This window comes from Alkalibacter mobilis, assembly GCF_015594845.1.
Lineage (GTDB): Bacteria > Bacillota > Clostridia > Eubacteriales > Alkalibacteraceae > Alkalibacter > Alkalibacter mobilis.
The window spans coordinates 1-11,264 of sequence record NZ_JADNRK010000008.1; the positions used below are offsets into that span (position 1 = coordinate 1).

Below are 11,264 nucleotides of genomic sequence, written 5' to 3' on the forward strand. Positions count from 1 at the left end.
ATGTTATCGGACATGTTTCATAGCCTCCTTTGGTTCGATTTTGTGTGGTAACTTGATTTTACCAAACGGCTATGGACACGTCCATTTTTCGTTATTTTGTTTTTGCGAAATTAATTATACGTTATCTGTTTTATTTTTCCGATATTACAACATATTCTTCAAGCCAATCAATGACTTCTTTAGGAGTAACTTTACCCAAATATTCAAAATCCTCCCAGTCATCCCAAACCATATCCGGCAATCGATCAGGTTGCTCTCCTATCAATGTGGCACTTGTCACTACACGGCCGGTAACAGCTTCTCTCAAATAAACAAGCCTCTTTTCCTGTGATCTTTTCCCTATGATCGGATCAGTTGCCGGACCATAGTAAACTTCGTCCAATATGATTTTTTCAATTTCTCCCCAAGTCAATACCAGTTGTATGGATCCTGGTTCTCCCAGTGCCTGCCATTCAATTGGTAAATATTCATTCCAATTGTAGGGATCATTATTAAATCTGCCCATTCTAGATCCTAAAAACTCTCCATCATCCATAATGACAACGGGATGAATCCCCGGTTCTGCCGACTGATAAGGTGTAGCTTCAACTTCGTATCCCTCTGCAGCCGGCTTACAATAATTAATATTTATTTCTATTAGACCACCTTTTTTTACTATGTCCTGATCGCTGTACTCCATCAAAGCATCAATGCTTTTAATACTCCCAATTTTACATAGCGCAAACAATGCTTTCATTTCCAGCGCTTCGTCGTCCAAAACATCGATCAAAGGTTCGACAGCCCTCTCGTCTTTTATATCTGCCAATATTTCAATCGCAGAGCTTATAATCATTTCATTTTTATTTTTAATGGCTTTTATTAGCAGCGGAACCGCTTCTTCTCCAACATCGATCAAAGCATCATATGCATCTTTTCTGATGTCATTATCATAACTCTCCGCATCTCCCTTGTCGTATCCCAGGGCATCTATAAGGCCGCTGATATCTTTGTCCATTATTAATTTTTCCACACTTGGTCTGGCACATCCCGACAACATAATAACGAAAGATAATAGTAATCCCAATAACGCCACATAAAAACTCCTAGATTTCATTTGCCACACACCCCGTTCTTTTGATTTAATTATATCTCACACATGATATTTACTCTACCTGAAACAAAACTTCAAACAATTTTTCAGTGTAATTTCTACCCTATCGAAGGATATTGATCTGATTAAAATCACACTAGATTCAAAGTTTGATCCCTACCGGTTTTCTTTTGGGATTTCTCACAACTTATATCTTGGTTCATTAGTGTAAACCTTGTAATAAAAAGAATGTTATGGTAGCATTATCAGGCACGTTGAAAGTCCACAGGTCTGCAACATGCCTAAATAATCAGGAATGGAGTTTAATTATTATGGAAAATTTCCCAAATTGCCCCAAATGCAACTCGGAATACACCTACCAGGACGGTAGCCTTTTCATTTGTCCGGAATGCGCTTATGAGTGGGCAGCAGTTGAAGAAGAAAGTTCCGTTGAAGAAAATATTTTCAAGGATGCAAACGGAAACATCCTAAGCGATGGAGATTCAATTACAATCATCAAAGACCTCAAGGTAAAAGGAAGTTCTCAGCCACTTAAAATGGGTACCAAAGTTAAGAATATCCGTCTGGTCGAAGGCGATCACAACATCGACTGCAAAATAGATGGCTTTGGCGCCATGAAGCTCAAGTCAGAATTCGTAAAAAAGATTTAGCACCTATATGTCCCTTATGAATTGCCCACCACGTTCATCGTGGTGTTTTTTTTTGCATTTTAGTGGTATTATATAATTATAGTATATTTTGAACTTACTACAAATTTAGGGAGGTATTTTGGATGTACACAGGAGGTTACATGGGAAAGGTCTTGAGAGTGAATCTTTCCACGAAAGAAATCACCACTGAGGAATTACCGGAAAAAATAGCCAAAGATTTTATAGGCGGCGCCGGATTTGGAATCAAATATCTCTTCGATGAAGTACCCGGAGACACGGATGCCTTGGGCGAAGAAAACAAGTTGATTTTTGCTCCCGGCCCCTTGAGCGGAACATCGGCACCATGCGCCAGCAGAATGGCGGTCACCACCAAATCACCTTTGACAAATGCTGTAGGAATGGCCTTGTCAGGCGGTTATTTCCCCGTAGAATTGAAATTTGCAGGCTACGACGTTTTGATCATAGAAGGAAAATCGGAAGAACCGGTTTACTTATGGATCAAGGATGATAACGTTTCCATAAGGAAGGCGGACAAAATCTGGGGAATGAATACCATCGACACCCAAGATGTGCTGAAACAGGAATTGAAGGAAGAATCTGCAAGGATCGCCTGCATCGGTCCTGCCGGCGAGAACTTGTCGAAGATGGCTGCTATCATCAACGAAAGAAGGGCTTTTGGGCGAAAAGGAGTAGGCGCCGTTATGGGTTCGAAGAACCTGAAAGCCATTGCTGTTCGTGGCACTAAAGAAGTCCCAATCGGAAATGAAGAACTTTTCAAAAAGGCCAGGAGTGCCATGCTTGCAGGCATGAAGGAAAGTCCCATGCTTTATCCACATTTCTCAAAACTCGGAACTCCAATGGTCGTGGATGCAACTTCAGCGTTGGGGATTTTTCCCTCTGAAAATTATAGAAACACCGGGGAAGACGATTATACCGAAAGTCTCGGAGCTGAATCAAGCGTAGCAAGAACTTTGGGCAATGAGCATTGTTACGGATGTCCAGTGGGGTGTACGCAAATGAAACTCGCCAGAGGCGGAAATCTTAAGTATCAGGGCACCATGTCCGATCCCGAGTACGAAACCTACTACAGTCTAGGTTCTTGCACAGGTGTCAAGAATCATGATGCAGTGATACACGCTGACCATCTTTGCGACAAGCTGGGCCTTGATACTATTTCTGTCGGAGTTACCATAGGCTTTGCCATGGAACTTTACGAAAGTGGTCTTCTCAGCAAAGAACAGACAAGCGGATTGGATTTAAGATTCGGCAATGACGAGGCCATGGTAGACGCCATAACTGAAATTGCATATAGAAACGAAGGTATCGGAAGTCTTCTGTGCGACGGCTCAAAAGTCTTGGCGGAGCAGATCGGACAGGGCAGCGAGAAATACGCAATGCATGTCAAGGGTTTGGAATTTCCTGCCTACGATCCAAGAGGCGCAAAGGCTCATGGATTAAATTACGTGACTTCCTATACCGGAGCGGACCACAACAGAGGATATGCTCCGCAAGAGATTTTTGGAGCAGAGATCCCAAAGGCCTACGACAGGTTCACTCCTGAAGGCAAAGGCTGGCTTACCATGTACAATCAGGATTTAAGATCGGCTACGTGCGACTGTCCAACAATGTGTGGTTTTCTGATCGACATGGCCCTTCCTCATATGGCCGAAGAAAATACTGCCGACATGGTCAGCGGAGCAACAGGACTTGACATAAAGAAGGAAGACGTAATGGTGATCGGAGCCAGAGTAAACAATCTTGCAAGAGCTTTTAACCTTACTGCAGGTCTTACAAAAGCCGACGACACTTATCCGGAAAGGATATTGACTGAACCCATCAAGGAAGGTGGTTCCAAAGGACATTACGTCAGCCCGGAGGAACTTGAAATGATGCTCAACGATTATTACGACTCTAGAAATTGGACTAAGGAAGGAGTCCCCACCGAAGAAAGATTGTCTGAACTTGGTCTGGATGAAGCAATAGTCAAATTAAAAGAAAAGGGCCTGCTGTAAATATGTCTGAAATCGAGATAACTGTTAAAACCATATACAGTTTCGAAAAATATCTGGGTGGCAAGAAGAGTCAAAAAATCTTGTTGAAATCCGATTCCACCGTAATGGACATAATCGACATATTAACATCAGTTTATGGCAAAACCCTTAGAGATAAGCTGATACAAGATGGAAGACCCGCCCGCGGCATGGTTTACCTGCTAAACGGCAGGACCATTATGGCTCTTGACGGGCTGGAAACTAAAGTAGATGACGGTGATGAGTTTATTGTAATGCCCCCAGTTGGGGGCGGTTAAAAAGAGGCGCCCCCAACTGGGGCACCTCTTATGTATATACATTCATTTTTTCTCCCCTGACAAATCCAATGAGCTTCAGTCCCACTTTCTTCGCTCTGTTGATTGCCTCATCGGTAGGAGCCGATCTGCTGATCAACACCGGGATACCTCTCAGTATAACTTTATCCACGATTTCTGAAGACATCCTGCCGGTAGACAAAACAACCTTGTCTTTCAAATCGATGCCGTCGATCAAGGCTTTTCCAAGTATCTTTTCCAATGCATTATGTCTACCGATATCATCTCTGGAATATAAGATCTCATCTTTTGTACAAAGTGCGCAACTGTGTACTCCTCCGGTTTTTAAGAACAACTCTGATGACTTGTTGAAATCCCTTACCATACGGAACACATCCTCGGGTTGCACCTCGATGGCCCGGATTTTTTCATCGCTACCCTCTCTCACCACGGGAAACACTACTTTTCTACCCTTCCCGCAAGCTGTGGTGACGGTAGTTTCGCCTATCAGCTGATCACCGGAAAATTTAAAAATATCTTCTCTGGAAAGCTTCAGTACGGCCTTTCCCTTTTCGCTGTCTATGGAAATGCTTAAGACATCGTCTTTTGAAGCGATTATCCCTTCGGAGTATAAATACCCAAATACGAGTTCCTCCAGATGTTCCGGGGAACACAGCAGCGATACAAAATAGTTGTTGTTCAAGTAGATGGCCAAACTGTATTCAACGACCACGTCATCGTCAGTCTCAAAAAAACCATCCCTGTATTTTTTTATGGTAATTTTTTTTGTAGTTTCAATCATCAGCCAATCAACAACTTTCCTTAGCTTTGTTAACAAAACCGTTTATATCTTCCTTGGTGTTCAAATTATAAAACATATCCCAATCAGGGCTGAACTCTCGGGCTTCGCTTTCTGGAATATAAAAAATGTTTCTTCTTTCGAGAAATTTAAAAATCGATTTCCTGCCTTCTTTCAAGTAATCCTCGATCCCATTGATCAATTCCTTTGAATAGAATGCATTGAAGGGCTCTATCCAATCCTTGTATCTGGTGACGCATCCTTCATAATCTGATCCGGCCAATTTTTCTTTCATGAAATCGACATAGCTCATGTCTATTACCGGCATATCACAGGCAAACACGTAGGAAAACTTGGATGTGGATTCCAAAAGACCGGCATGGATCCCTCCCAGGGGACCCATGCCGGCAATTTTATCCTTTACAGTTTTAAGTGAAAGTCCTTCGTAATCCTCGGGTGTTTGCGTAACCAGCACGATTTCTTCAAAACTTTTTTCCAGCGTTTCGGTTATTCTATTCATCAGCCTGCAATTGTGGATTATCAATTTCTGCTTGTCAAAACCCATGCGGCTGCTCTTTCCTCCGGCCAATACTATGGCTGTTCCAAACTCCCTCATAGACTCTCCTCATTTCAAATCATACAAAGTGAATTCTTACGCTTTTTCCAATCTGACTGCACTTACTTTCAGCTCGGGGATTTTCGCTATAGGATCCAAGGCTGCCTGAGTCAATGTGTTGGCTCCGTTCTCATAGAAATGGAAAGGCATGAATACTACATCTTCATCTACTTTGTCAGTGACTTTTGCAGTTGTAACGATCTCTCCTCTTCTAGAGCCTACTTTGACCTTGTCGCCATCCTTAAGCTCAAGTCTGCTTGCAGTAACCGGATTTATCTCTATATAGGATTCCGGGAACATGATGTCTATCCCTTTGACTCTCTTTGTCATGGTCCTAGTGTGATAGTGGTACAAAATTCTTCCGGTAGTCATGATGTAAGGATAATCCTTGTCTGTAGTTTCAGCACTTTCAATATAGTCTGCAGGTTTGAACAAACCTTTTCCCCTGGACATGGACTCTGTATGGAGCACCTTTGTACCCGGATGATCCTTTGTAGGACATGGCCACTGCAGGCCTTCTTCTTCGATCCTGTCAAATGAAATCCCACCATATTGAGGTGTTACTGAAGCGATTTCGTCCATGATCTCACCGGGATTTTTATAATTTGCTTCATATCCCATTCTGTTCATTATATCGCTTAAGATCATCCAGTCGGGTTTTGAACTGCCAATTGGTTCAATGGCTTTTCTTACTCTTTGGACTCTTCTTTCCGTGTTTGTGAAAGTACCGTCTTTCTCAGCAAATGATGCTGCCGGAAGTACCACATCGGCAAACTCGGCGGTTTCAGACATGAAAATGTCTTGAACTACTATGAAATCTGCCTTTCTCAGCGCTTCTTCAACGTGTTTTGTATCGGGATCCGATACGACTGGATTTTCACCCATTACATACAACATTTTTAAAGATCCGTCGTCAAGACCGTTCAATACTTCTGTCAATGTCAGACCAGCTTTATCGGACAATTTCGCTCCCCAGGCTTTTTCAAACTTTTCTTGAGCTTTTGGATCGAAAACTTTCTGATATCCTGGATAATCTCCTGGAAGCGCACCCATGTCGCAAGCTCCTTGAACGTTGTTTTGTCCCCTTAACGGGTTTACTCCGGCGCCTTCCTTGCCGATGTTTCCGCAAAGAAGTGCAAGATTCGATACGGACATGACACCCTGGGTTCCGGTAGAATGTTGGGTAACGCCCATGGAGTAGTATATTGCAGCTCTGTCGGCTTCACCATACATTCTTGCCGCCTTGACGAGATCATCTTCGTTTATACCGCAAATTTCGGCAACTTTGGCAGGTGTGTATGCTTCCATGATTTTTTCAAGTTCTTCATAATTTTCGGTTCTTGCCGCTATATATTCCTTGTCTTGAAGACCTTCTTTTATTATTACATGCATCATTCCATTGAAGAATGCCACGTTGGTTCCAGGTTTGATTTGAAGGAATATGTCTGCTTCTTTTGCCAATTCGATTTCTCTCGGCTCTGCTACGATCAGTTTAGCACCTTTTTCCTTGGCTTGCTGGATATGGGCTCCTATCACCGGATGCGACTCTGTAGTATTGGAACCGGATACCAATATCAAGTCTGATTTCAATGCTTCAAGATTGCTGTTTGTCATGGCTCCACTGCCCAAGGTCGTTGCAAGTCCTGCTACAGTCGATGCATGACAAAGTCTGGCGCAGTGATCTACATTGTTTGTTCCCACAACTGCTCTGAGCAATTTTTGGAACAGATAATTTTCTTCATTGGTGCATCTTGCAGACGAGAAACCTGCAACTGCATCTGGACCATATTCTTCTTTTGTCTTCTTGAGTTTGTCAACTACCAAATCGAGAGCTTCCTCCCACGTAGCTTCCTCAAAAGTTCCATTTCTCTTGATCAAAGGAGTCTTTAACCTGTCTTCGTGGTTGACGAACTTGTAACCGAATTTGCCTTTGACACAAAGCATGTTGTTGTTGGATTCACCGGCATAAGGTGCTACCTCAACTATTTTATCGCCTTTTATCAGCAATTCCATCTGACATCCAACACCGCAGAAAGAGCAGGTAGTTCTAACCTTTCGAACTTCCCAGTATCTAAATCTGTCTGTTCTTCTCGGAACCAATGCTCCTACGGGGCAAACGCTTACACAGTTTCCGCAGGATACGCACTTGGATTGAGCCAGCGGATCCTCAAAAGGTGGAGAAACGTGTGTGTCAAACCCTCTTTCGCTCATTCCTATCGCATGAGTCTGTTGAAGCTCATTGCAAACTCTGACGCATTTTCCGCAAAGTATGCATTTGTTTCTGTCGTAATAGTAGAATTTATTTGAGTGATCAAGAGGAAATTCTGGTTCTTCCGGATTTTCAAATCTCGATCCTTTAACTCCATATTCAAAACTGTAGTCTTGCAGCTTGCAGTTTCCTGCCGCAGAACAAGTCAGGCAGTCATGTGGATGCCTTGACCATATCAGATCAAGCACAACTTTTCTACCTTGAACGACCCTTTCACTTCTGGTGGATACCACCATGCCCTCAGTAGCAGGCATTGTGCACGATGGAGACAAAGTTCTGGCCCCTTGGACTTCAACCAAACACATCCTGCACGCTCCACCCAAACTCGACTCCAAACGCGGATCGTGACACAATGTAGGTATTTCTATTCCGGCTTGTCTGGCCGCTTCCAGGACTGTAGTCCCTTTTTCGACTTCAATCACTTGATTGTCAATCGTTAGTTTGATCATTTTCACGCTTCAACTCCTTTATGTATGATACCGTTTTCTTTTTAATCCGATTGCTTGTATTTACAGGCAGAATCTTGATGTAATTTTATCCTACCAAGCACTAAAAGTCAATTTAGATATCTTTCAAACAAAGGTTTTTGACTTCTTGATCAAAAACAACGGACATTTTTCATTCTAACATACTTTTGCAAGTAATGACCCATCGCAGGCAAATAAATTATTCCAAAAAATATTGCATTATGACCAGATCCAGAAATTTTTCAAATTTATACCCTGCCTCCTTAATTTTTCCGCAGTAAAAAAAACCGGCGTTCTCATGAATCTTTAAGCTCACGGCATTCTCGGAATCAATGTAGGCTACCATTATATGAAATCTTTTTTCTTTTGCCAAATCCATCAATGCAAACAATAACTTTTTTCCGATCCCCCTGCCACGGTACTCTGCATCGACGTAGATAGAATGTTCAACCGTTTTATCGAATCCTCGAAATGGTCTATAAGTGCCAAAAGTGGCAAAGCCAACAACCTCACCTTCCATCTCCTCAACGATGACCGGAAATCCCTGTTGGATTTTTAAATCGAACCAGTGCCTCATTTCTTCAGGTGACCTTTCATCATAATGATATACGGCAGTTGTGTTTTTGATATTGTAGTTGAAAATTCTCAAGATATCTTTCAAGTCCTTTAATACTGCTTCCCTTATCATAAATACCTCCCAGATATTAAACTGACACAACAATTATACATCACGGCAACAAAAAAATCCCGGATTCGAATCAATCCGGGATTTAGTTCATTTAATTTTCCTGAAACAAAGGAGTGGACAGGTATCTTTCGCCAGTGTCCGGCAGGATCACCACAATATTCTTCCCTTTGTTTTCTTCTCGTTGCGCCAACACCGTAGCCGCATGAAGTGCTGCACCTGATGATATTCCAACCAAGAGTCCCTCAGTGGATGCAGCTTTTTTTGCCGCTGTGAAGGCTTCTTCGTTTTTCACTTTTAAAATTTCATCTATCAAGTCTGTTTTAAGCACCCCCGGGACGAAACCTGCGCCGATCCCCTGGATCTTATGAGGCCCAGCTTTTTCACCGGACAAGACTGCGGAATCGAAAGGTTCTACTGCAACGATTTGGATATCCGGATTTTTTTTCTTTAAAACTTCGGCAACACCTGTGGTAGTTCCACCGGTTCCAATCCCCGCAACAAAAATATCCACGTTTCCATCTGTATCCCGCAAGATCTCCTGGGCAGTTGTTTCTCTGTGGATCTTGGGATTGGCAGGATTTTCAAACTGCTGTGGTATAATGGCTTTTTCATGTTCTTTTGCCAGCTCCACAGCTTTTGATATAGCACCTTTCATTCCTTCACTCCCCGGAGTCAAAACTATCTCGGCACCCAGTTGTTTAAGTAGATTCCGCCTTTCAACGCTCATGGTTTCAGGCATGGTCAAAATCAATCTATATTTTTTAGCCGCTGCTACAAATGCCAGTGCTATTCCTGTATTTCCACTCGTAGGTTCGATTATGACAGTATCTTTTGTCAATATCCCCCTGTCTTCCGCATCCTTGATCATTGCGTAACCGATCCTGTCTTTAACACTACCGGCAGGATTAAAGTATTCCAGCTTTGCCAAGATCCTTCCTACAAGATTCATCTCACTGCCGTAGTTGTTAAGCTCAAGCAAAGGCGTGTTTCCTATCAAGTCTACGATACTCTTTGCAATATTTGCCATGATTTTCCCTCCTTAAATATAATACATCACTTCTGTTTCATTAAACTGTTCTTTGTATCCATTTGCCAAATCTTCCAAAGTGATGCTATCCACCACTTCTTCCACGCTTCGGTTTATCTTATTCCATAAATTGTCTTTTAAATAATATTGTATGCTGTTGTGGGGAGACTTTGCTTCTTTTGCTTCATCTATGACCGACAAGTCTCCTTCCAGTGTCCTTAAAATCATTCCGGCAGTGATATCTTCAGCCTTGCGTCCAAGATGATAACCACCTTGAGCCCCTTTTACACTCTTTACAAACCCTGCCTTTCGAAGAATTGAAAAGACCTGCTCCAGATAGTTTGCGGATATATCCTGTCTTTCTGCTATGCTTCCCAACGGTACGTGTTCTCCGGTATAGTGTACGGCCAGATCCACCATTGCCCGAATTCCATAGCTTCCTTTTGTCGATATTTTCACAACTTCACCCCCTAAAGCAACTATTCCTATTTGTTTAATATGTTATACCCTTTAAGCGTGTTTGTCAATCACATATGCAAATTTTTTACCAAATATCACAAAACCCATTTTTCGATTGCAAAAGCCACACCGTCGCATTCGGACGATTCAGTGACTTGATCTGCCTTCTCCTTGACATGTTCCGGGGCATTTCCCATGGCCACAGCCGTTCCCGAAACCTGAAACATGGCTATGTCGTTTTCTGAATCGCCAATGCACAGAGTCTCATGTCTACCTATTCCGTAAAATTTCATTAGATATTCCAGGGCCTTTCCCTTATCCACCCCTTTTGAATAAACCTCCAAAAGATTTGTCATGCTGTATTCTACATTTAATTCGTTACCGTAAGACTTTTCAACGTAAAGTCTGAACTCATCCAAATTTTCCCTCTCTCCCACCATCAAAAGTTTGATGGGAGTATTTTCTTTAACGTGTTCCATTATATTTTCGATGAACACAAATTTTTGATTCAACGGTTTTATGTACTCGGGTGGTATGCCTTCAAATCCCTCGGTATAGACCATCAATCCCGCAAAATTCACAATTGTCAAGTCGAGCTTGACGGCCTCATTTATAATATCTTTAGAGATTTCAGGGTCCATTTCCTTTTGGCAAACTATCTCATTTGACGCAATGTTTACTATTTGAACTCCGTTTGCAGCCGCAGCCATTCCTTTAAGACCCAATTCCTCTATATACATTTTCATTCCGTCATAATTTCTTCCTGACAAAACCGCCACTTCGATCCCCTTTTTCAGTGTAGTTTTGACCGCTTCCCTAACAGTGTCCCTGATTTTATTCTCTTTGTCCAGCAAGGTGCCATCTATATCCAGTGCCAAAAGTCTTATCAACGTT

General features: G+C 42.3%; 11 protein-coding genes. 3 read left to right on the top strand and 8 right to left on the bottom strand.

Annotated features, from left to right (window positions below; genetic code table 11):
* Positions 1 to 130 precede the first annotated feature (130 nt).
* Positions 131 to 1,093: a HEAT repeat domain-containing protein gene (locus IWB18_RS05850; protein WP_195682683.1), complete on the bottom strand. Its 963-nt coding sequence runs from the start codon at positions 1,091 to 1,093 to the stop codon at positions 131 to 133.
* 308 nt (positions 1,094 to 1,401) lie between these two features.
* Here IWB18_RS05850 and IWB18_RS05855 point away from each other — a divergent pair, with 308 nt between their 5' ends.
* From IWB18_RS05855 to IWB18_RS05865, 3 genes are all read left to right on the top strand, one after another.
* Positions 1,402 to 1,740, top strand: a complete 339-nt coding sequence (locus IWB18_RS05855) for a zinc ribbon domain-containing protein YjdM (protein WP_195682684.1) — start codon at positions 1,402 to 1,404, stop codon at positions 1,738 to 1,740.
* Positions 1,741 to 1,862: 122 nt separating this feature from the next.
* Positions 1,863 to 3,752, top strand: a complete 1,890-nt coding sequence (locus IWB18_RS05860) for an aldehyde ferredoxin oxidoreductase family protein (protein ID WP_195682685.1) — start codon at positions 1,863 to 1,865, stop codon at positions 3,750 to 3,752.
* Between the two features lie 2 nt (positions 3,753 to 3,754).
* Complete coding sequence (locus IWB18_RS05865) at positions 3,755 to 4,048, top strand: MoaD family protein (protein ID WP_195682686.1); 294 nt, start codon at positions 3,755 to 3,757, stop codon at positions 4,046 to 4,048.
* Positions 4,049 to 4,076: 28 nt separating this feature from the next.
* Here the strand turns inward: IWB18_RS05865 and fdhD are convergent, their stop codons facing one another.
* From fdhD to IWB18_RS05900, 7 genes are all read right to left on the bottom strand, one after another.
* On the bottom strand, positions 4,077 to 4,847 hold the full coding sequence (gene fdhD / locus IWB18_RS05870; RefSeq protein WP_195682687.1) for a formate dehydrogenase accessory sulfurtransferase FdhD: 771 nt from the start codon (positions 4,845 to 4,847) through the stop codon (positions 4,077 to 4,079).
* Between the two features lie 7 nt (positions 4,848 to 4,854).
* Complete coding sequence (mobA, locus tag IWB18_RS05875) at positions 4,855 to 5,460, bottom strand: molybdenum cofactor guanylyltransferase (protein WP_195682688.1); 606 nt, start codon at positions 5,458 to 5,460, stop codon at positions 4,855 to 4,857.
* Between the two features lie 36 nt (positions 5,461 to 5,496).
* Positions 5,497 to 8,178 (bottom strand): formate dehydrogenase subunit alpha, encoded by a 2,682-nt coding sequence (gene fdhF, locus IWB18_RS05880; RefSeq protein ID WP_195682767.1) that lies wholly within the window; start codon positions 8,176 to 8,178, stop codon positions 5,497 to 5,499.
* Positions 8,179 to 8,395: 217 nt separating this feature from the next.
* Positions 8,396 to 8,884 carry a GNAT family N-acetyltransferase gene (locus IWB18_RS05885; RefSeq protein WP_195682689.1) on the bottom strand — a complete coding sequence of 163 codons (489 nt, stop codon included), beginning with the start codon at positions 8,882 to 8,884 and terminating at the stop codon, positions 8,396 to 8,398.
* Positions 8,885 to 8,975: 91 nt separating this feature from the next.
* A complete protein-coding gene (gene cysK / locus IWB18_RS05890) occupies positions 8,976 to 9,911 on the bottom strand; it encodes a cysteine synthase A (protein ID WP_195682690.1) in 936 nt (311 codons plus the stop codon).
* A 12-nt stretch (positions 9,912 to 9,923) separates the two neighbouring features.
* Complete coding sequence (locus tag IWB18_RS05895) at positions 9,924 to 10,370, bottom strand: RrF2 family transcriptional regulator (RefSeq protein ID WP_195682691.1); 447 nt, start codon at positions 10,368 to 10,370, stop codon at positions 9,924 to 9,926.
* 95 nt (positions 10,371 to 10,465) lie between these two features.
* Entirely contained in the window at positions 10,466 to 11,260 is a 795-nt protein-coding gene (locus IWB18_RS05900) for a Cof-type HAD-IIB family hydrolase (protein ID WP_195682692.1), read from the bottom strand.
* Positions 11,261 to 11,264 lie beyond the last annotated feature (4 nt).

Excerpts from the sequence above, each read along its gene's own strand:
- IWB18_RS05860 (WP_195682685.1), top strand. The coding sequence starts at position 1,863 with ATGTACACAGGAGGTTACATGGGAAAGGTCTTGAGAGTGAATCTTTCC.
- IWB18_RS05865 (WP_195682686.1), top strand. The coding sequence starts at position 3,755 with ATGTCTGAAATCGAGATAACTGTTAAAACCATATACAGTTTCGAAAAA.
- IWB18_RS05885 (WP_195682689.1), bottom strand. The coding sequence starts at position 8,884 with ATGATAAGGGAAGCAGTATTAAAGGACTTGAAAGATATCTTGAGAATT.
- mobA (WP_195682688.1), bottom strand. The coding sequence starts at position 5,460 with ATGAGGGAGTTTGGAACAGCCATAGTATTGGCCGGAGGAAAGAGCAGC.
- fdhD (WP_195682687.1), bottom strand. The coding sequence starts at position 4,847 with ATGATTGAAACTACAAAAAAAATTACCATAAAAAAATACAGGGATGGT.
- IWB18_RS05850 (WP_195682683.1), bottom strand. The coding sequence starts at position 1,093 with ATGAAATCTAGGAGTTTTTATGTGGCGTTATTGGGATTACTATTATCT.
- IWB18_RS05855 (WP_195682684.1), top strand. The coding sequence starts at position 1,402 with ATGGAAAATTTCCCAAATTGCCCCAAATGCAACTCGGAATACACCTAC.
- fdhF (WP_195682767.1), bottom strand. The coding sequence starts at position 8,178 with ATGATCAAACTAACGATTGACAATCAAGTGATTGAAGTCGAAAAAGGG.
- cysK (WP_195682690.1), bottom strand. The coding sequence starts at position 9,911 with ATGGCAAATATTGCAAAGAGTATCGTAGACTTGATAGGAAACACGCCT.